Raw genomic sequence first — 20,659 nt, 5'->3', positions numbered from 1 at the left:
GCCGCCCCATCACCCGCCGACGGCTCGGCTCACCGCGCCACAGCATCGGCCGGCCGGTCGGCGTCCCTGTCGTGCAGCCACGGCCAGTCGGCGTCCCGGGCGGACTCCAGCAGCGAAACCATGCGGAACGCCGCGTCCGTGAGACCGCCGAAGGTGTGCCGGTTGCCCCGGCCCGACGGTCCGTGGCCCGCCCGATGGCCGGCCAGGTTCCACGTGTAGACCGGGACGTGGGCCGGGACCTGCTCGGTCGGGTCGCCGTGCCGGTGGGGCGCGTACTGCTCGTCGGTGACGATGAGCACCCGGTCGTGCCGGCGGTAGTGGCGGCGCACCGCCTCCGTGGTGTCGGTCCCGCCGAGGTCGCCGAAACGCCCGAGGACCCTCAGCGCCGACTCGCCCTTGCGGAACGGTACGGCGTTGCTGGACGTGCCGAACTCGACCAGGTCGGCGTGCTGCGCCCGCAGCGCCACGGCCGTGCCGAAGACGGCCGCGGCGTCGGCCCGGTCGAGCTGGGAGCGGTCGGAGAGCCGGGACCGGAACATCGAGCCCGAGCGGTCGACGAGCACCAGGGTCCGGCCCGCCAGGGCGGGCACGTTGGCCAGCGAGTGGCGCAGTGCCTGCTCCAGCGGGTAGGCCCAGCGCAGCGACGGCGCATGCTGGTGCGCGGCGAGACAGCGGAAGGGGAACTGCCGCGAGCGCGCCACCTCCGCCGGGTCACTGATCCGCGCCGCCACCTGTGCGGCGACCTCGTCGCTGACGCCCGCCTCGTCGAAGTTGCGCAGGTTGCGGACGAGCGCCATCGTGCCCATGGAGGGGATCACGGCCTCCCAGGCCGCCTTGTCCATCGGTCCCTGGAGCCAGCCCGCCAGCGCCTCCCACGTCATGCCCGCCGCGGCGAGCCGCTCGGCGCCGCCCGGCGAGGTGACGACGGCGCGCCGCTCGGCGACCGGCAGCGCCATGAGCGCGCGGTGCGCGGTCAGCAGGCGGTCCGACTCGGGCGGCACGGCAGACTCGGGGCGGTGCCGCCGGTCCAACGCGTACCGGAACAGCTCGCCCTGCCAGGGCTTGTCCGGGTCCGGTGCCGCGTGCACGAGGTTGAGGATGTCGCCGAAGCGGTAGCCCCTGGACGCGGTGTCGTACTTCAGCAGCGCCCGGCCGGTGTACAGGCGCCGCACGGCATCGGCGATGCCGCGCTTGACCGGCTTGGGCACGGCCCGGCCGTACGTCGACGTCCAGTACGCCAGCAGTTCGCCGGGCTCGTCGGGGCGCTGCAGCACACCGGCCACGACCTGCCGGTTGGCCGGGCCGTCGACGGCGCCCGCGTCCAGGCGCGCCTTGACGTACTCGGCGGCGCCCACGACCGCGGCGGTACGGATGTTGCCCTCGCCGCGCAGCCAGCCGAGCAGGCCGGCGGTCCAGAACGGGTCGGAGACAGCGAGCTCGCGCACGAGCTCCTCGAACCGGCCGTCGCGTGCGGCACCGGACTCGTAGAAGGTCTGCTGGGAGACGAAGTGCGAGACGGCGAGCAGGAAGAGCTCGGAGCGTGCGTCCCGCTCGTGCCCGCGGCCGCCCTCGCGGGTGCGCAGCACCCGACCCGTGGAGGCGACCGGCGAGACGGGCTGCGCCCTGGCGGTGCGCGTGTTGAATCGCGTCATGGTGAATTCCCCCGAAAACATGTGTGGTTCGGAGGGAGGCGCGGCAGAGGGAGGGTGCCCGAGGTCGAGGTCGGCGGCGGAAGACACAACTGCTCTACCCGCTGAGCTACCGCACCCCGAAGGTGCGAACGGGATTCGAACCCGCGACCGGTCGTTCTGGAAGTATCCGCTGCCTGCGCACCGGGCACCCACCATGAGCCGCGCCTCCCGAGATCAAGGTCGGCGGCGGTGGGATTCGATGTCAGCGAAGTAACCGCAGCCTGCGCACCGGGAGGTGCGTGACGTGTTCGGTGTCCAGAGATCGAGGCCGGCGGAACCGACGTAGGTGCTCTGCCCTCTGAGCTACACCGGCCTGTGATGCCGGTGGCGGGATTCGAACCCGCGGCCTCCCCATGAAGAGTGGAAGTAGGTCCTGCCTGTCGCACCTGGACGTGCATCACTCTAGGCGGAGGCCGCGGGACGGGCGAGCAAATTCAGGCGACTCGGCACGGGGTCGCGCAGCGGGTGCCGGGATCGCACCGGCGGGCCGGCGGGTGGTCAGCAGCGCTTCTGCCGCTTCCAGGGGCCGGTGACGGCGAGCATGATGCCCGGCTCCTGGATGTTGGCGAAGAGCGTCCTGCCGTCGGGCGAGAAGGTGACACCGGTGAACTCGCTGTACTCGGGCTCCTCGGCGGTGCCGATGTTCAGCTCGTTGCGGGCGATGGGGTAGGTGCGACCGCTGTCGGTGGCGCCGAAGAGGTGCTGGAGGCCGTCCCCGTCCTCGCAGACGACCAGGCCGCCGTACGGAGAGACGGTGATGTTGTCCGGGCCGTCGAAGTGGCCTTCCCGGGACGGGTCCGGGTTGACGCCCAGCAGCACCTTGAGGGTGAGGGTGCGGCGCCGGGGGTCGTAGAACCAGACCTGGCCGTCGTGCTGCTCGGGGCTCTCCTCACGGGCGAAGGAGGAGACGATGTAGGCGCCGCCGTCGCCCCACCACATCCCCTCCAGCTTGCGCGCGCGGGTGATCTCGCCGTCGGCGAACTGCCGGCGGACCGGGACGGTCTGCGCGTCGCGGTCGGGCACGACGACCCAGTCGACGCCGTAGACCGTGCCGGTCCTCGTGGCGCGCGACAGGTCGTCCACGAACCGGCCCGCGGAGTCGTAGCACTTGGGGGCCTGCAGGACCCCGGCGTCGTCGGCGAGGGTGCCCAGCCGGCCGCGGCCGTGGCGGAAGCCGTGCGGCGGCACCCAGCGGAAGAGCAGGCCGTTGGGGTCGTGGGCGTCCTCGGTGAGGTAGGCGTGGCCGGTCTTCGGGTCGATGACGACGGCCTCGTGGTCGAAGCGGCCGAAGGCCTTCACGGGCCGGGGGTCCCGGTTGGCGCGGCGGTCGCAGGGGTCGACCTCGAAGACGTAGCCGTGGTCCTTGGTCATGCCGTTCTCGCCGGCCCGGTCGGAGTTCTCCTCGCAGGTCAGCCACGTGCCCCAGGGGGTGCGTCCGCCGGCGCAGTTGGTGGAGGTGCCCGCGATGCCGACCCACTCGGCGACCGCGTGGCCGTGGCGCACCTCGACGACCGTGCAGCCGCCCGAGGCGGCGGGGTCGTAGACGAGGCCCTCGTGCAGCGGGACGGGGTACTCCCACGTGGAGCGCGGACCCTTGAGCTCGTGGTTGTTGACGAGCAGGGTGGTACCGCGCGGGCCGTCGAAGGTGGCGGTCCCGTCGGGCTTCTGCGGGGTGAACTCGCCGGACTCCAGCTTGGTCCTCCCGCTGTAGGTGATGATCTCGTACGAGAACCCGGCGGGCAGGGCGAGGATGCCCTTCGGGTCGGCGAGCAGGGGCCCGTAGCCGACTCCGCCGTGCGCGTCCGCCGACGCACCGCCCGCGGTCTCGGTCTCGGTGGACGCCAGGGCGTTCGGCGCGGTGGCCAGAGCTCCGACGGTGCCGGCCAGGGCGACTCCGGCACCGGTGATCGCGGACTTCCTGGTGAAGTCCCTACGGGTGAGCGACATGGTGTCTCCTGTGACGGTGGGTGTGCCGTGGGAGGTGGCGGCCGTGCGTTCGGCGCCACCGTCCCGCCCGCCGCTGAACGTGGGTCGAACGGCGGGCGTCACGCACGGTCCCGGTCCGGTGAATCCGGACCGACACCGTCCACGTCAGGATGACAGGAGAGCTGCCGTATCGTCAGTTCCCGTGCTGGGAACGGGCTTTGAAGGCAGCCTTTCTGGCCTCCTTGGCGACCTTCTTGTCCGGGTGGATCCGACCCATCGCCTCCAGGACGTCGGCGGTGGCGGGGTGCTCGACGCGCCAGGCCGCGGCGAAGAAACCGTCGTGCTGGGCGGCGAGGCCCTCGACGAGGGCCTGCAGTTCCTCGGAGTTGCCCTCGGCTGCCAGCTGCGCGGCGACCGTGTCGACGGTGAGCCAGAAGACCATCGCCTCGGAGGGGGCGGGCACGTCGGCCACGCCGTGCTCGGTCAGCCAGACCCGGGCCAGTCCGCCGAGTTCGGCGTCGTCGAGCACCTCGCGCAGCGCGGGCTCGGCGACCGCGCCGACCAGGGACAGCGCCTCCTGGCAGCGCAGTCGGCGCAGCGGGGCTCCCGGGTCGCCGCCGCGGGCGGCCGCCAGCAGTTCCCGTGCGGCGGCCAGGGGTTCGCGCCGGGCCAGCCACTGCTCGGTCTCGGCGCGCACCGCCCGGGGCCCGTGGGCGGCGGTGCGGTCGAGCAGGGCGTCCGCGCCCTTGTCGGCGAGGTCGCCCACGGCCGGCGCCTCGACGCCGGCCTCCAGCAGCCGGGCGCGCAGCCCGAACAGGCCGAGCGGGGTGAGGCGGACCATGCCGTAGCGGGAGACGTCGGTGTCGTCGACGGGAGCGGCGGGCTCCTCGGCCGGGTCGTCGATGTCGGCCATGAGCGCCTCGTCGACCGGCTGGTACTCCACCAGACCGATCGGGTCGAGGAGCCGGAACTGGTCGTCCAGCCGCATCATGGCGTCGGAGACCTGCTCCAGCACGTCGTTGGTGGGCTCGCCCATGTCACCGGGGACGATCATGGAGGCTGCGAGTGCCGGAAGGGGCACCGGTCCCTCGCCGGGGCCGTCCTCGCTGACGCTGAGCAGGTAGAGGTTGCCGAGGACGCCGTCGAGGAACTCGGCCTCGGCCTCGGGGTCCCAGTCGAGCTCGGAGAGGTCGATCTCGCCGCTGCCGTTCTCGAGGTCCATGGCGTCGACGAGATCGTCGAGGTCGGGCACACCGGCGTCGGCGAGCACCCCGTCCAGGGCGACCAGCCAGATGCCGAGCACGTCGGTGGGGGAACCGCCGGTGAGCAGGGCGAGGTCCTCGCCGGCGGTGACGGTGCCGGCCTCCTCGTCGGTGATCTCGACGAGGCCGGTGTCGACGGCGACGCGCCAGGCCTCGCTCGCGTAGGCGGCGGCGTCGTCCCCGGTGAGGCCGAGGAGTTCGGCCGCGGCGGGCAACTGCTCCTCGACGAGCCCGCCGCCCGCGTCGACACGGGTGTCGGGGCCCGCCCAGCGGGCGAGTCGGGCGGCCCGGGAGAGCAACGGCGTGCTCAGGGCGGCCCGCGCCAGCTCCGCTTCGTCGGTCAGCCGCACGGGCGGCAGGGGGGAGCTGTCTGACATGGGCTCGTTCTCCTCGGACGGTGGTACCACTCAGCCGCTCAGCCTAGACGGATTTCCACCCATCCCGCCCGGTTCATCTCCTCGTCGGCCTCCGTACATGGCCGAAACCTTGACAACTGGCCGGAGAAAGCAGGAGATTGACGCGCGTAGAAGTCGGCGGACAACTGTTCACTGTCTTCTACGCGCGTCATCCGTGGTCCAACCACGCGCTTCCGGCGCGTTCTTCGCGCACCATCGCTCCACCCTCGTCCCGGCACTTGTCATGTCCCCGGAGGGATCCCTTGCCGAGAAAGTCGTCCGCGCGTCTCGCCGCGCTCACCGTCGCCGCCGTCTGCTCCGCGGCGTCCACCGTCGCCCTGACCACTCCCGCCCACGCGGACTCCGTACGCATCCACGACATCCAGGGCACCACCCGGACCTCGCCGTACGCCGGCCAGAAGGTCGCGGAGGTGACCGGAATCGTCACCGGCGTCCGCACCTACGGCTCGTCCCGGGGTTTCTGGATGCAGGATCCGAACCCGGACTCCGATCCGGCCACCAGTGAGGGCATCTTCGTCTACACCGGCTCGACCCCGAAGGTCGCGGTCGGCGACCTGGTCTCGGTCGGCGGCACGGTCTCGGAGTACGTCCCCGGCGGGACGTCCTCCGGCAACCAGTCGGTGACGGAGCTGACCCGGACCACGATCACCGTCGTCTCCAGCGGCAACGCCGTTCCGGCCGCCACCGTCGTCGACGCCCGGTCGGTGCCGGACGCGTACACCCCGGCCGGTGACTCCGCCGCGGGCGGTTCGGTCAACGGGCTGACCCTGCGGCCCTCGAAGTACGCCCTGGACTACTACGAGTCCCTGGAGGGCATGAACATCCAGGTCGCCGACGCCCGCGTGGTGGGCGCCAGCAACAAGTACTACGAGCTGTGGGTCACGGTGAAGCCGCACGAGCACGCCAACCGGCGCGGCGGCACCGTCTACGGCGCCTACGAGGCCCAGAACACCGGCCGGCTCCAGATCCAGTCGCTCGGCCCGACCTCCGCGTACCCGAGCGTGGACGTCGGCGACACGCTCACCGGCACCACCACCGGTCCGCTGGACTACAACCAGTACGGCGGCTACACCCTCGTCGCCAACGAGATCGGCGCGGTCGACGCCGCCGGACTCGCCCGGGAGACGACCCGCAGGCAGAGCAGGCGCGAGCTGGCGATCGCGACGTACAACGTCGAGAACCTCGACCCGTCCGACGACACCTTCGCCGCGCACGCGTCCGCGATCGTGCACAACCTCCAGTCGCCCGACATCGTGTCCCTGGAGGAGATCCAGGACAACAACGGCGCCACGGACGACGGGACGACCGCCGCCGACATCACGGTCGGCAAGCTGATCGACGCGATCGTCGCGGCCGGCGGCCCCCACTACGACTGGCGCTCCGTCGACCCGGTCGACGACTCCGACGGCGGCCAGCCCGGCGGCAACATCCGCAACGTCTTCCTGTTCAACCCGCAGCGGGTCTCCTTCACCGACCGTGCGGGCGGTGACGCCACCAGCGCCGTCGGCGTCGCCAAGGTGCACGGCAAGGCTGCGCTCACGCTCTCCCCCGGCCGGATCGACCCGCAGAACGCCGCGTGGGAGGACAGCCGCAAGCCACTGGTGGGCGAGTTCGTCTTCCGCGGCAAGAAGGTGTTCGTGATCGCCAACCACTTCGCCTCCAAGGGCGGCGACCAGGGACTGGCCGGGCAGTACCAGCCGCCGGTACGCAGCTCGGAGATCCAGCGCCACGCGCAGGCGACCGTGGTCAACTCCTTCGTCAAGGACGTTCTCGCGGTCCAGAAGAACGCGAACGTCGTCGCGCTCGGCGACATCAACGACTTCGAGTTCTCCGGCACCGCGCAGATCCTGGAGGGCGACCACGCGCTGTGGTCCGCGGTGAAGTCGCTGCCGAAGAGCGAGCGGTACAGCTACGTCTACCAGGGCAACGCCCAGGTCCTGGACCAGATCCTGGTCAGCCCGGCGATCCGGCGCGGCGGGCGGTGCCACTTCGACTACGACAGCGTGCACATCAACGCCGAGTTCCACGACCAGATCAGCGACCACGACCCGCAGGTGCTGCGGTTCCGTCCGTGACCCCCGCGCTCCCGGGGCGGGCCCGCACCGGCCCGCCCCGGGAGCGTCGCCGCGGACGAGCGGCACCCGGTGGCCGACGACCGCTACCGCGCCCGCCGCGGGACGCGCCGCCCGGCTCCGGCGTGGGACAACACCACGGTTGCGTGAGCGGGTTGACCTCTGCCGACATGTGCATGAAAAGATCAGCGGTCCAGATCATCAGATCATGACGACGGCGAGGAGCCGACCACGTGACATCCGGATCCAGGCTGCGGAACGGCCTGCTGGCCGTATTGACCGCCGTGTTCGTGGCGTCGGGCGGGCAGACCCCCGCCCAGGCAGCCGCGACCTCACCCGATCTCGGCGACTTCCGGCTGCGGCACGCCAGCAACCAGGACGACCTGCAGAGCCGGGTGTACGAGCTGGACGGCGAACTGCCCACCGTCGGCGTGCAGGAGCTCCTGGACACGGCAAACCGCACGGCGGTGCAGAGCTCGGACTCCGGCACCTGCAACCCCGGTGCGACCAACAGCCTTCCGCTGCACGGGACCAGCTACTGCTTCGCCGGCTCGGACGGCGGCACCGTCGGGGAACCGCCCGAGTGGATGCCGCAGGGCATCACCACGGTCGCCGACGCACAGAGCGACCAGCGGTGGGGAAGCAAGCGGGCCGTCCTCGTCAGCTGGTACGACAAGGCTCCCGGCGACGGGGGCCAGTCCGGCGGCGACGCCGACGAGACCAAGGGCTGCCGGGTCACCTTCCTCGATCCCGACACCCTGAAGTACCGGCACGTACTGCTCGTCTACCCCTACCAGAACTCGTATCAGAACCCGACCTACATGAGCCTGAGGACCAGTCAGACCTCCGAGGGCGAGTCACTGCACTGCGGCGGTATGGCCTGGTACGGCAATTACCTGTACGTCGCGGACACGGCCCGCGGATTCCGGGTCTTCGACATGCGGCACATCTACGACCTCGGTGCGGCCACGAACGGGGACACGAGCGACAAGTACCGGATCGGCCGCCATGACGGCGTGTACTACGCCCACGGATACCGCTACGTGATGCCGGAGGTCAACGCCTGGACCACCACGGTGAAGCGGACCGGCTGCCTCGACGGCGGCGGGCCCAACTTCTCCTACGTGGGTCTCGACCGCAGCGGCCTGGACCATCTGACCACCGGGGAGTACTGCGCCTCCACCTTCGCCGACCCGGACGGGGACGGGGTGAAGGACCCCGATCGCATGGGCCGGGTCGCACGCTGGCCCCTGGACGGCGCCTACGGCACACCGCTGCTCGCCTCCGACGGCTACTGGTACGCCGACGCGGCGTACCGGCTGCCGCAGAGCAACATCCAGGGCGCCGTGTCCTACAACGGCAGGTGGTACCTGAACCGCAGCCGGGGCGACCAGAACAACGGCGTCCTGTACGTGACGAAACCGGTCACCTCCAGCACCGGTGTTCTGGAGATCGAGAGTGCCCACCGGGCGGCGGTGGGTGTGGAGGACCTCTCGCACTGGCCCGGCACCGACCGATCAGCGGGAGACCTGTGGACGGTGACCGAGCACGAGGGGAAGCGGATGATCTACGCCTGCCCCATCTCCGAGCTCGACAGCGCGACACGGGGCGGCGAGATCTGCGGCCTCTGGCCGAGCCCGCCGGCCTGAGTGCCGCCCGGCCTCGGCAGCGGGCCGTCCGGCCCGGGTAGCGGGTGGCCCGGCCTCCGCGTAGGGCCGGCCGCGGCACGCACCGCCCCCGCGGGCGCCGCCGCGCGTCACCACAGCACGGCCTGCTCACCGGCCGCGCGGGGATCGGGCGGCTCCCCACAGGGGCGGTGCCCGTGCCGAATCCGGTCCGCCGAGCTGCTTCGGGGCCGCAGCGGGCAGGGCGGGCCGCCTTCGTGAGCGTGCGCCGGCACGGCGCCTCGGCCCGGGCTCCGCATCCCCGCGGAGGCAGGCGCGGCGTCCACCCCCCTGCCCGCCGATGCCGGCATGGGCTCCGCCGACGGCTTCCAGTGCCGCGGCCGGCAACGACTGCCCGTCGAGGAGCGGCGTCCGGTGCGTGCTGCTCCCGGTGCGCCGGCCGGGAGTCCTCGTACCGGGCGTACTCGCGCTTGCGTCCGGTACGCCGGGTGGGGGCACCTCCCACGCCCTTGGGCCGTGGGGGAGCATGCCGGGCGTCGTGACGGGGCGGACGTCGCCTGTTGCGGCCCTAGCGGGTGCGGTGCTGCCACCGCCTCACCTCGACCGCGATCACCGCACCGGCCGCCGCGCCCGCGGCCAGCACCAGACCCGGGTGGTGCATCCCGCTCCGCACGACCGACCGCACCGGCTGCGGGGCGGCCTGCTCGGCCTTCGTGGCCCGGTCCTGCACGGCGTGCCCGGCCCTGGCCGCCCGGTCCTGCGCGGCGTGGCCCGCGTGGGAGGCCCGGTCCTGCATCGTGTGACCGGCCTTCGTGGCCCGGTCCTGGACGGCATGCCCGGCCCTGGCGGCGCGATCCTGGACGGTGTGGCCCGCCTGGGCGGCGGTGCTGCGCAACTGCACGCCCATCGCGCCGGCCTTGTCACGCAGGTCGGCGGCGCGGGTGCGGGCCCGTTCCTGCGCATCCGTCCCGCCGGGCGGCTCCGCGCCGGTGGAGTCGGCTTCGCCGCGCGCGTCGGCCATCTGCGCGCGGAGTTCGTCGGGGCCCTTGGCCCCGGCGGGTCCGGACCTGTCGGGCCGGTTGTCCTTGGCATCGGTCATCAGGTCTCTCCTTCGTGGAACCCCGGCCTTCGGGGCCGGGGAGGGAACGAAGCTCCTGCGTCTGCGGAGCAGGGCAGGGAGAACCGGTTCGCCGCCAGGGCGGACCGGCGTCCACCGGCCGACCCCGTCTCCCACAGGACAACTGACAGGGTGTGAGTCCCTCGCGTCCAGTTGCCTCTCCCTGCCTCCTCGCGGGCGAGTGGAGCGGCCCGGTCGGCGCGTTCGCCGGCGGAGCGGTGCGGCGCAGGCCCGCCGCCCGGCCGGACGGGCGCGATCTCGGTGCCGGTGGTGCGCCCTCCTCTCGGTTCCGGCCCCTCCGGGTACCCTGACCTGCCGCCGTCACCCCCGTGCGGGTCCCCCGGGGCCGGGCTCGCCGAGCCGGGCCAGCCGGGTCTGGAACCAGTCGAGCCGAGCCTGCAGCAGCGCCGCCTCGGCGACGAGCTCGGGCACGCCCAGCGCCTCGCCCGCGCCGCCGGCACCCGTGGCGCCCGAGGCACCGGGACCGTCCGACGCACCTGCCAGGGCCACGACCCGCAGTCCGTCACCGGCCAGCCGGGCGAAGGCGGTGGGCGAGACGGACGGGCGGGCCCGCACGCAGCCCGCGCAGGACGGGCGGAGGGCCCGCCATCCCGGAAGGCCCCAGCCGCTGTCGGCGAGCGCCGCGGCGGGCCGACCGCAGGCACACGCCCCCACGGTCGCCGTGCGCACCCGCTGGCGGGCGTAGCGGAAACCGCGCTCGAAGCGGATGTAGGCACCCAGCACCGTCACCTGGAGCAGCACGGCCGCCCGGTGCTCGGCCGTGCACAGCAGCGCCTCGGCGGCCGTCCGCTCGTGCACGCAGTGGAAACCGCAGTCGCACCGGCGGTGCGGCGGCCGATGCCGCAGGCCGTAGGCGCAGGCCGCGTCGGCCACGACGCCGTACGGCAGCGCGCCGCCGAGCGACACGCCGGTGAAGGCGGCCCTGGCCCCGTCCTGGGACAGCACGGGGTGGGCGATCTTGTAGCCGGTCGGCGGCTCCGTCGGGCGTTCCTCCGGAAGCCGCAGCCTCATCGGACGGCCGGCACCTCTTCCGGTGCGGGGGCCGCCGGCTCGGGTGCGGGTGCGGGTGCGGCGGGCTGCCGGCTCTGTGCGGTGGGTTCGCGTGCGTCGCCGGCGGCGTGCGGACGCTCCTCCGCGATGCCGGTGGCGAGTGCCTTGCCGAGCTTCATGACGCCTCCCATGACCGGTGGACCATGCCTCGTCCTGTCCATGGTGACGCATGAGGGGCGTTCCGGACACGGGGCCGGGCGACGACGGCGCCCCGGGCGCGAGCGTTCCCCGCCGCGCGTGATGGGGCTCGACCGGACACGGTGCCGCTTCCGCGGTGTTCTGCGACGAGCCGCAACGAGCCTGACATGACGGGCGGGCCGCCTGCCACCCGCCATGTCGCAGCATCCCTTACTCATATCTGGTAGCAGATTTAAGTGGAGCTTCACGATTGGGGTGCGGAGACTACCGTCATGACCTACGCAAGTTCCCTCGCCCCTCCCTTCGGCCGTGCGCTGTGCGCGATGATCACGCCCTTCACCGAGGAGGGCGCCCTCGACCTCGACGGCGCCCAGCGCCTCGCCGACCGGCTGGTCGGGCAGGGCTGCGACGGCCTGGTCCTCTCCGGCACCACGGGCGAGTCGCCGACCACTTCGGACGCCGAGAAGGCCGTGCTGATCCGGGCGGTCCGCGAAGCGGTCGGCGACCGGGCGGCCCTGGTCGCCGGGGTGGGCACGGCCGACACCCGGCACACGGTGCAGCTCACGCTGGAGGCGGAGAAGGCGGGCGCCGACGGAGCCCTCGTCGTCACGCCGTACTACAGCAGGCCGCCGCAGGACGCCGTCGAGGCGCACTTCCGCGAGGTGGCGGATGCCTCCGGGCTGCCCTTGATGCTCTACGACATCCCCGGCCGCACCGGCACCCGCATCGAGCCGGACACGATGATCCGCCTCTCCTCCCACCCGCGGATCGTCGCGGTCAAGGACTGCTCCTACGACTTCCTCGGCGCCCAGAAGGTCGTCGACCGCACCGACCTGGCCTACTACGCGGGCTGCGACGAGCACATCCTCGCCCTGTACGCGGTGGGTGCGGCCGGTTACGTCAGCACGGTGGCGAACGCCGCCCCCGCCCGGCTGCGAGCCGTCGTCGACGCCTTCGACGCGGGAGACACCCGGGAGGCGGCCCGCCTCCAGCAGCGGGCCACGCCGCTCATCGAGTCGATGATGTCGGCCGGCCTGCCGGGCGCGGTCACCGCCAAGGCGATCCTGAACGCCCTCTCCCTGCCCGCCGGCCTGGTCCGCCCCCCGCTGCGCCCGGCGGGCGCGGAGGCGAGGGCGGCCCTGCACGCCGCCTACGAGGCACTGACCGCACGCTGACCCCGTCGCGGCCGATGTCGCAGGACCGCGGGACCCGGCCCGAGCGGCTCGTCCGCCTCGCCCGATCGAGGTGAAGTCGTTGCTGGTCACCGGGCTTTCCCCTCCCCGGAGTTGCAGCCGGTGGCACACCGGGCACCGGAGATCGGCAGCCACATCACGCAGCCCTGCCGCAAGGCGGACACGCTCCCATCAGCGACCACCCGGTGCCGCCAGGTCCGGCCGCAGCACCCCCGGATCATCAACGACAGGGGCAAAGAGCCATACCGGCCCCGGAGGCCACGAGCCCGGTTCGGGCCCTACCTGGAAGGTGATGGGCACGGTCCCCGGGATCCGGGAGAGCGGGTGAGCGCCTCAGGCCGGCTGGAGGCTGCGGAAGCCCGCGAGGACGGCCTGTTCGGCCGGTGTGGCCGAGCATCGCCATTCCGGGGCCAGCGCGGAGTACGTGGTGACGTCGTGCCAGCAGCCCTGGGTGTGGAACAGCTCGCGCAGCGTTGCCTCGGGGTGGAGGCCTGCGGCGAGCATGACGTCCCGCATGCGGGTGTGGTCGGCACGGTGGCCGGCCCAGATGCGGTGCAGGCCGAGTGGACCGAAACCGTAGGCCATCAGTAGGCGTCCGGCCTCGTGCCCATGGCCGCGCACGGGCGCGTCGGGCAGCAGGACGAGCCCGGTGAGCATGGCGTTGCTGCCGTACTCCTCGACCAGGAGCCCCATGGTGCCGACCATGGCGTCGTCGCCCGGCGCGCAGATGGCGAGGGTGTGTCTGCGGCGCGGGTGGGTGTAGGGCTGGGCGAGACACTGTGCGAAGGCGTCCTGTGCCCGGCGGACGTCCATGCGGTCGATGCCGAGGTAGCGGGTCAGGACCCGGTGGGTGTGGATGCGTTGGAACGGCGCGAGGTCGGTGGCCCGCAGTTCGCGCAGAAACAGGTGATCGCCGTGCAGTTCGGGCAGGTGGGTCATGACGCGTTTCCGAGGAGAGTGACGTGGTCGACGGGGATGAGCGCTTCGAGGTCCACGTAGTAGCGGCCTGAGGGCACCGGGGCTCCCAGCAGGACGCGCCGGGCGGTGTCGGTGACCAGGGCCGCGCCGAGCATGATGCCGCTCGCCAGCTGGGGCCAGCTCGAAAGGGTGCGGCCGATCCTGCTGATGGCGTCGGTCATCGCCGGGCTGAGCCGGTCGGAGTCCACGATCCGCAGCAGCAGGTCGAGCGACTCGGCGGCGTCGAGGGTGCGGACGTCCTGTGCGGTGATGTCGCCGACCCGGCCGTGGAAGAGAGGCCGGGCCGGCTCCCGGTCGAAGCGTTCCACGTCGAGCAGTCCGCGGTCGTTGGCGTCCATCAGGACCGGGATGCGCCGGGCACGGGCGTGCTCACGGGCGGCGACCTTGACCCACAGGGTGTCGCATTCCTCGATCAGCAGGTCGAGGCCGGCGTCGGGACCGGTACCGAAGAAGTCGTCGACGGTCCCCTCCGTCACGCCCTCGCGGTGGATCTCGATGTCGAGATAGGGGTCGATCTCGTACATCTGGCGTGCGCACAGGACCGTCTTCGCCACGCCCAGGTCGTGGACACCGGCGCGCAACCGGTTCAGGTTGGACAGGCCCAAACGGTCGAAGTCCGCAAGGCGGAACGATCCTCCTACGCCTTCCATGGCGCAGGTGAGGGCCGCGCTGTTGCCCACGGACAGACCGAGCACGCCGATGCGGCGGCCGAGCAGTGCCTGCTGTCCCACACGGGTGATCTTGTCGCGGTTGCGGTCGGTACGGACCAGGCGGAACTCCTCGTCCGGCAGGAGGTGAACCAGCCGTCCCGACCACGGGTACCAGACCCACGTGCCGTAGCGCCGGCGCGGCACCCCGGCGCACATCTCGGTGGCGGCGGCGGCCAGCGCCCGGGCGTCCAGCGACTCGTCCGGCCGCAGGCAACGCACCAGTTCCTCCAACTGGTCGTCGATGCGGTCATGGACCTCTCGTACGGCACCCGACTCCAGCAGCGCTGACAGAGCCTCTTCCCCGTCGGCGTCCGTGAGGTTCAGAAGAACGGGCCGGTAGGCCTCCTCCCGCGTGCGCCTCGGCTCCGGGCACGAGCGTGGATCGTCGTCGACGGACGTATCGGAATGGATCACGAAACGGGAAGCTAGCAGCCGAACGATCTTGGAAAGCCTTTGTCGCGCGGGAGGACACACTCGAATTGATGCGCGACCCTTCCAGCGCCGTTCCCCCTCACCACCTGTCCGCCCGAGGCCGGTCCGCGATCCGAAGGTTCCCTCCAGCCTCCCTCCCGCGCGTCGGCGGCGCGGACAGCGGCCATTGGACGGTCCCCGCAGGAGACCGGCGCGGGGCCGCAGCTCGCATCCTCGCCGGGGACGCCGGGCAAGGCAGGGAAGACAGGGACGCCGGGGAGGGCGGGGAGGACGGCCAAGCGGATTCGGCGCATCCGGCGACAGGGCCTAACCCATCCGATCCACGGCCTCCTTGGCTTCCTTCAGGCCGGTGCCGGTCATCTCGCGGTACGCCTTGATCGCGGCGACCTGCTTGCCCTCCCGCGCCAGCGCCTCGACCCGTTCCCGCTGCGCGCGCTGCTCGTCCGGCTCCTCCACTCCCAGCCGATCGGCGACCAGAGCGAGTCGGCGCTCGATGCGTACCAGTCGCTTGTCCATGCCGGAGAGACGGCTCTGGATGCTCCAGATCCCGGCGAAAAGACCCAGAACGAGTAAGAGTTCCACGATGCCCATGACAGGTGATCCTAGGTGGCTCCGGAAAGTGGACGGTTCTCGGGGCTGCAGACGGCAATGGGCAGCAGACCCACCACCCCGCCTCCCGGCGCGACGGGCGGACGGGCGGACGGGCGGACGGGCGGACGGGCGGACGGGCGGACGGGCGGACGGGCGGACGCGAGACAGTACGACGGTCCGGCCGTCACTGGCCGTCGAGCGCACGGCTGGGTGACAGCACCCGTCCTCGGTACACCGCTCCCCTGCGTGCCGGACTTTCCCGACCCACCCGGCGCTCGGGGGCGCGGGCGCCTACCCTGGAGGGCACGAACGCCCCGGGATGACCCGGTGACAGGCTTGTGTGCGACGGGGGTTGAGCCATGGTCAGTGCGGAGATCGTGCAGTGGGTGGAACAGGCCGGGCCTGCCGTGACGGCCGCGGTGGGTGCGTACGGGGCGGCGGTGCTGACCCGGGCGCAGGACACGGCCGCCGATGCCACGGTCGGGCTCGGGCAGCGGATCCTGCAGGCGGTGTGGCGGCGCCGGGACGAGGCGGGCCGGGCCGAGTGGGAACGCGTGTTGGGCGAGGCCGCCGACGAACAGAGCGACGCCTACACGACGGCCGTGGTGAGCAGGCTGCTCAAGCGCGCCTTGCAGGACGACCCCGAGCTCAGGGAGGAACTGGCCGCTCTGGTGCCCGCCCCGGCCGCGGGCTCGGTCACCGTCACGGCGGCCGGTGAGCGGTCGATCGCCGCCCAGCACATCGGCACCGCGATCACCGGTGACGGTCACGCGGCGCCTCGGGCGTAAGGGGTGGGTGCGGACGACGCCGCTCCCCGGCCCCGCATCGAGGCGGCCGGGGAGCGGTCGATCGCGGCCGAGCGGATCGGTGTCGCGTTCACCGGGGACGTACTGCCCGCCGAGGCGCTGTCCGCGCCCGAGAAGGTCGCGGCGCCCCCGGGCTTCTCGAATCTGCCGCCTGCCGTTCTCTGCCTGGGCCGCGAGGAGGAACTGGGCCGGCTGCGCCGCATGCTGACCGACGGACAGGAAGGGACGGTCCCCCGGAGCGGGGCCGTGCACGGGCTGGGCGGGATCGGCAAGAGCACGCTCGCCCTGCACTACGCCCACCGGCACCGCGGCGACTACACCCTGATCTGGTGGATCAACGCCGCCTCCCCCGACGAGATCGAGACCTCCCTCACCGCGCTCACCCGCACACTCGTGCCGGGATGGGCCGCCGCGGCCGCGCGCGCCGAGCAACTGTCCTGGGCCGTGCAGTGGCTGGCGTGGCACCCGGGCTGGCTGCTGGTCCACGACAACGTCGAGGACCCCGACGACCTCTCCCCCTACACCGGCGCCCTGCACCAGGGGCATCACCTGGCGACCAGCCGCCGCGCCACCGGCTGGCCCGACGGTGCCCCCGCGCTGACCCTGGGCACCCTCGCCCCCGACGACGCCACCGGCCTGCTGTGCCGGCTCTCCCTCAAGGGCACCGCCCCGACAGCGCGGCAGCAGGCCGACGCCCGCGCCCTGGCCGACGACCTGGGGCACTTCCCCCTGGCGATCAAGCAGGCCGGCGCCTACCTCGCCCAGAACCGCGGCATCAAGTTCGACGCCTACCGCCGCCGTCTGGGGAGCAGACTCGCCCGGACCGCCCACGGCATCGACACCGAACGCACCATCGCCCGCATCTGGAACGTCACCCTGGCCACCTTGCGGGAGAACGATCCGCCGGCCGTGGAGGTGCTGCAGACCGCCGCCTGGCTCGCCCCCGACGGCATCCCTCACTCCCTGCTCGCCCCGCCCGGCGCGGACCCGGACGACACCGACGACGTCGCGGAGGCCATCGGGACCCTGGCCGCCTACAGCATGGTCACCGACACCGGCACCTCCGTCGGCATCCACCGCCTGGTCCAGTCCGTCCTGCGCTCCCCCCACCACCGCGACGACACCGCGTCACCCCTGCACCCGCCAGGACGGGAGCGCGCCGAGCAAGCCGTCCTGCACCACCTGATCCCGCCCCCGGGCCGGATCAGCCCCACCGACAGCCAGTGGGACACCCTCACCCCCCACCTGATCGCCCTCGCCGCCACCACCCCGCCGAAGCACCTCAACGCCCTGCTCACCGCCGCCTACGGCACCGCTGCCGCCCGCCTCCACCGGCAGGGCCACACCGCCCGCACCGTCCCCCTGTACGAGAGCGCCCTCACCGCGTTCGAGCAGGTCCTCGGCGAGGCGCACCCCCAGACTCTGCAGTGCCGCAGCAACCTCGCCGCCGCCCACCATGCGGCGGGCGACCTGGAGCGGGCCGTCGCCCTGTACCAGACCACCCTCACCCAGTCCGAACAGACCCTCGGCGACACCCACCCGAGCACCCTGATCAGCCGCAACAACCTCGCCGCCACCTACGAGTCGGCAGGAGAGCTGGAGCGGGCCGTCGCCCTGTACCAGACCACCCTCACCCAGTCCGAACAGACCCTCGGCGACACCCACCCGAGCACCCTGATCAGCCGCAACAACCTCGCCGCCACCTACGAGTCGGCAGGGGACCTGGAGCGGGCCGTCGCCCTGTACCAGACCACCCTCACCCAGTCCGAACAGACCCTCGGCGACACCCACCCCGACACCCTGATCAGCCGCAACAACCTCGCCCACGCCTACAGAACGGCAGGGGACCTGAAGCGGGCCATCCCCCTGTACGAGACCACCCTCACCCAGCGCGAGCAGACCCTCGGCGACACCCACCCGAGCACTCTCGTCAGCCGCAACAACCTCGCCCACGCCTACAGATCGGCAGGGGACCTGGAACGGGCCATCCCCCTGTACCAGACCACCCTCACCCAGTCCGAACAGACCCTCGGCGACACCCACCCCGACACCCTGGTCAGCCGCAACAACCTCGCCCAGGCCTACAGAACGGCAGGGGACCTGAAGCGGGCCGTCCGCCTCCTGGAGACCACACTCGCTCAACGCGAGCGGGTCCTCGGCGACGCCCATCCCCACGCCCGGATCAGCCGTGACAACCTCGCCGACGCCCGTCGGGCAGCCGGGGAGGTGCAGCCGGGAAGCACGGGGACCTGAGGGCCCGCAGACGTCCCGCCTCCCGCGGCCGACCGGCAATCGTCGAAGGCCGGCCGCCCGGCCCGAGAGCCTCCTGCGACCGCGCCACGCCTCAGGGGCACTCACGCACGAGCGCCCTCCCGTGGGCAGGCCGTCCTCGGGCCGCGGAAGGGCGCTCCATGGTGACCGGCGTCGACGGCTGCCGACAACGCGGCAGCAGGTCGGGACGTCGGCCTGTGGGGGCGGCCGCGGGTGACCGCCGGCGGGGTCAGTTGTGGCTGTGCAGGATGTCGTTGAGGCCGCCCCACTCGGCGTTGTTCGGGACCGCCTGGACCTGGCCGGTGACCGAGTTGCGGCGGAAGAGGATGTTGTCGGCACCGGAGAGTTCGCGGGCCTTGACGATCTGACCGTCGGGCATGGTGACCTTGGTGCCGGCGGTGAGGTAGAGGCCCGCCTCGACGACGCAGTCGTTGCCCAGGGCGATGCCGACGCCTGCCTCCGCCCCGACGAGGGAGCGCTCGCCGATGCGGACGCGCTCCTTGCCGCCGCCGGAGAGGGTGCCCATGGTGGACGCGCCGCCACCGATGTCGGAGCCGTCGCCGACGACGACGCCCTGGGAGATGCGGCCCTCGACCATGGAGGTGCCGAGCGTGCCGGCGTTGAAGTTGACGAAGCCCTCGTGCATCACGGTCGTCCCGGCGGCCAGGTGGGCACCGAGGCGGACCCGGTCGGCGTCGGCGATGCGCACGCCCGCCGGGACGACGTAGTCGGTCATCCGCGGGAACTTGTCGACGCCGAAGACGGACAGGTGCAGGCCCCGGGCGCGGGCCCGCAGGCGCACGGTCTCCAGGGTGTCGACGGCGACCGGGCCGAGGGAGGTCCACACGACATTGGCCAGGAAGCCGAAGATGCCGTCCAGGTTCTGCTCGTTGGGCCGCACCAGGCGGTGGGAGAGCAGGTGCAGGCGCAGCCACACGTCGTGGGTGTCGAGCGGCTTGTCGTCCAGGGAGGAGATGACCGTACGGATCGCGACGACCTCCACACCGCGTACGTCGTCGGTGCGGATGGCCTCGGCGGCGCCCTCGCCGAGAAGCTCCACGGCGCGCTCCGGGGTGAGCCGCTCGGTGCCGGCCGGGCCGGGCTGCTCGATCCGCTGGGGCGCGGGGAACCAGGTGTCGAGGACGGTGCCGTCGGCGGCGATCGTGGCGAGGCCGGCGGCCACGGCGCCGGTGGTGCGGGGAGCAGTCGTGTCGGTCATGGGGGAAACCTAACCGGCCGGGACCCGCGGGGGCCAAATCGACGGGCGGCCGTCTCAGGGTTCGGCCACGACTGGGCCCGGCGCACCACCGCTCGTCTCGGACGAACGCCCCCGCACGGCGCCGCACGCCTCGAACGCCGCAGCACAGCACCACCCGCCCTCAAGCGGCCCGCCGCGCAGGCGGTTCCGCGGGGATGACGCGCGCCAGTACCTCGCGCGCGTACTCCTCGTCGTACGCCGCGTCCGTCAGCAGCACCTGCAGGCAGATCCCGTCCATGAGCGCCGTCAAGGCCCGCGCCGTGACCGGGTCGGTGCGGCGGGCCAGCCGGTCGGCGAGGGCCTGCGCCCACTCGGCGGCGACCGGGCGCAGGGCGGGCCGGCGCAGGGCGGCGAGGTAGAGCTCGTACTCCAGCTCGACCTCGGAGCGTTCGCCCGCCAGCCAGGCGCCGAGCAGCGCGGCGAGTTCGCCGGCCAGGTCGGCGTGCGGGTCGAGGAGGCCGTCGCGGGCGGCAAGGAGCGCGTCGAAGTCCTGGTTCGCCTGCCGCAGCGCGGCCACCATCCGCTCGTCGAGGCTCGCGAAGTGGTATGTGGTGGAGCCCAGGGGCACGTCGGCCTCGGCGGCGACGCTGCGGTGGCTCAGCCCGGCCAGTCCCCTGTCCCGCACGACCCGCAGTGCCGCGTCGATGATCCGCTGCCGCCGCCCGGGGTCATGACGCCGGGCCATCAGTGGGCGCCCCCCATGTTGAGCACGACCACTCCCCCGACGATCAGCAGGATCCCGGTGATCTTCGCCGTGCCCAGTCCCTCCCCGAACAGCACGAGGCCGATGACGGCGATGGTGGCGGTGCCGGCCCCGGACCAGATCGCGTAGGCGGTGCCGATCGACACCGACTTCAGCGTCTGGGCGAGCAGGACGAAGGAGAGGAGATAACCCACACCGGTCAGCACCGACGGCCACAGCCTGCTGAAGCCGTCGCTGTACTTCATGGCAGTGGTCGCGGCCACCTCGGCGGCGATGGCGCTGGCGAGCGTCAGGTATCCCATGTGTACGACCGTACACAACGTAGGTGAACACGGCACAGGGCGCGACGCGCACAGACGACACCCGGCGTACACGGAGCCGGGACGGCCGGGGCTCGGA

General features: G+C 72.6%; 17 protein-coding genes. 5 read left to right on the top strand and 12 right to left on the bottom strand.

Annotated elements, in window-relative coordinates; genetic code table 11:
- Window positions 1-29: 29 nt before the first annotated feature.
- From JS756_RS08110 to JS756_RS08100, 3 genes are all read right to left on the bottom strand, one after another.
- Window positions 30-1,652, bottom strand: coding sequence for a TROVE domain-containing protein (locus JS756_RS08110; RefSeq protein WP_205382318.1), 1,623 nt, complete (start codon window positions 1,650-1,652; stop codon window positions 30-32).
- Window positions 1,653-2,189: 537 nt separating this feature from the next.
- Entirely contained in the window at window positions 2,190-3,638 is a 1,449-nt protein-coding gene (locus JS756_RS08105) for an alkaline phosphatase PhoX (RefSeq protein ID WP_205382317.1), read from the bottom strand.
- 172 nt (window positions 3,639-3,810) lie between these two features.
- A complete protein-coding gene (locus tag JS756_RS08100) occupies window positions 3,811-5,256 on the bottom strand; it encodes a hypothetical protein (protein ID WP_205382316.1) in 1,446 nt (481 codons plus the stop codon).
- A 281-nt stretch (window positions 5,257-5,537) separates the two neighbouring features.
- On the opposite strand from JS756_RS08100, the gene JS756_RS08095 reads away from it, so the two are divergent.
- Together JS756_RS08095 and JS756_RS08090 are read left to right on the top strand one after the other, a co-directional pair.
- Window positions 5,538-7,370 carry a DUF8508 domain-containing protein gene (locus tag JS756_RS08095; RefSeq protein ID WP_205382315.1) on the top strand — a complete coding sequence of 611 codons (1,833 nt, stop codon included), beginning with the start codon at window positions 5,538-5,540 and terminating at the stop codon, window positions 7,368-7,370.
- Window positions 7,371-7,600: 230 nt separating this feature from the next.
- Window positions 7,601-9,016, top strand: a complete 1,416-nt coding sequence (locus tag JS756_RS08090; RefSeq protein ID WP_205382314.1) for a hypothetical protein — start codon at window positions 7,601-7,603, stop codon at window positions 9,014-9,016.
- Between the two features lie 544 nt (window positions 9,017-9,560).
- Here JS756_RS08090 and JS756_RS08085 read toward each other — a convergent pair.
- From JS756_RS08085 to JS756_RS08075, 3 genes are all read right to left on the bottom strand, one after another.
- On the bottom strand, window positions 9,561-10,091 hold the full coding sequence (locus JS756_RS08085) for a hypothetical protein (protein ID WP_205382313.1): 531 nt from the start codon (window positions 10,089-10,091) through the stop codon (window positions 9,561-9,563).
- A 339-nt stretch (window positions 10,092-10,430) separates the two neighbouring features.
- Window positions 10,431-11,141 (bottom strand): hypothetical protein, encoded by a 711-nt coding sequence (locus tag JS756_RS08080; protein WP_205382312.1) that lies wholly within the window; start codon window positions 11,139-11,141, stop codon window positions 10,431-10,433.
- Window positions 11,138-11,299: a hypothetical protein gene (locus tag JS756_RS08075; RefSeq protein WP_205382311.1), complete on the bottom strand. Its 162-nt coding sequence runs from the start codon at window positions 11,297-11,299 to the stop codon at window positions 11,138-11,140. Before JS756_RS08075 ends, JS756_RS08080 begins: the two co-directional genes overlap by 4 nt.
- Before the next feature lie 291 nt (window positions 11,300-11,590).
- On the opposite strand from JS756_RS08075, the gene dapA reads away from it, so the two are divergent.
- Window positions 11,591-12,493: a 4-hydroxy-tetrahydrodipicolinate synthase gene (gene dapA / locus JS756_RS08070; protein WP_205382310.1), complete on the top strand. Its 903-nt coding sequence runs from the start codon at window positions 11,591-11,593 to the stop codon at window positions 12,491-12,493.
- 351 nt (window positions 12,494-12,844) lie between these two features.
- Here the strand turns inward: dapA and JS756_RS08065 are convergent, their stop codons facing one another.
- The 3 genes from JS756_RS08065 to JS756_RS08055 all read right to left on the bottom strand — a co-directional run bounded on the left by JS756_RS08065 (window position 12,845) and on the right by JS756_RS08055 (window position 15,222).
- On the bottom strand, window positions 12,845-13,450 hold the full coding sequence (locus JS756_RS08065) for a GNAT family N-acetyltransferase (protein ID WP_205382309.1): 606 nt from the start codon (window positions 13,448-13,450) through the stop codon (window positions 12,845-12,847).
- Window positions 13,447-14,613, bottom strand: coding sequence for a ThiF family adenylyltransferase (locus JS756_RS08060; RefSeq protein ID WP_307790413.1), 1,167 nt, complete (start codon window positions 14,611-14,613; stop codon window positions 13,447-13,449). The genes JS756_RS08065 and JS756_RS08060 overlap by 4 nt, the downstream gene beginning before the upstream one ends.
- Before the next feature lie 324 nt (window positions 14,614-14,937).
- Window positions 14,938-15,222 carry a ribosomal protein L7/L12 gene (locus JS756_RS08055; RefSeq protein ID WP_205382308.1) on the bottom strand — a complete coding sequence of 95 codons (285 nt, stop codon included), beginning with the start codon at window positions 15,220-15,222 and terminating at the stop codon, window positions 14,938-14,940.
- A gap of 359 nt (window positions 15,223-15,581) precedes the next feature.
- Here JS756_RS08055 and JS756_RS08050 point away from each other — a divergent pair, with 359 nt between their 5' ends.
- The gene (locus JS756_RS08050; RefSeq protein ID WP_205382307.1) at window positions 15,582-16,010 is read left to right on the top strand and encodes a hypothetical protein; all 429 of its coding nucleotides are present in this window, start codon (window positions 15,582-15,584) and stop codon (window positions 16,008-16,010) included.
- 3 nt (window positions 16,011-16,013) lie between these two features.
- Complete coding sequence (gene fxsT, locus JS756_RS08045) at window positions 16,014-18,281, top strand: FxSxx-COOH system tetratricopeptide repeat protein (RefSeq protein ID WP_205382306.1); 2,268 nt, start codon at window positions 16,014-16,016, stop codon at window positions 18,279-18,281.
- A 247-nt stretch (window positions 18,282-18,528) separates the two neighbouring features.
- On the opposite strand, the gene dapD is transcribed toward fxsT, so the two are convergent.
- From dapD to JS756_RS08030, 3 genes are all read right to left on the bottom strand, one after another.
- The gene (dapD, locus tag JS756_RS08040) at window positions 18,529-19,518 is read right to left on the bottom strand and encodes a 2,3,4,5-tetrahydropyridine-2,6-dicarboxylate N-succinyltransferase (protein WP_205382305.1); all 990 of its coding nucleotides are present in this window, start codon (window positions 19,516-19,518) and stop codon (window positions 18,529-18,531) included.
- Window positions 19,519-19,678: 160 nt separating this feature from the next.
- Window positions 19,679-20,242, bottom strand: a complete 564-nt coding sequence (locus JS756_RS08035; RefSeq protein ID WP_205382304.1) for a TetR/AcrR family transcriptional regulator — start codon at window positions 20,240-20,242, stop codon at window positions 19,679-19,681.
- Window positions 20,242-20,562, bottom strand: a complete 321-nt coding sequence (locus JS756_RS08030; RefSeq protein ID WP_205382303.1) for a DMT family transporter — start codon at window positions 20,560-20,562, stop codon at window positions 20,242-20,244. Before JS756_RS08030 ends, JS756_RS08035 begins: the two co-directional genes overlap by 1 nt.
- Window positions 20,563-20,659 lie beyond the last annotated feature (97 nt).

This window comes from Streptomyces actuosus, from assembly GCF_016921115.1.
Lineage (GTDB): Bacteria > Actinomycetota > Actinomycetes > Streptomycetales > Streptomycetaceae > Streptomyces > Streptomyces actuosus_A.
The sequence above is the reverse complement of the archived record's forward strand: the minus strand, read 5'-3'. Positions and strand labels throughout refer to the sequence as shown.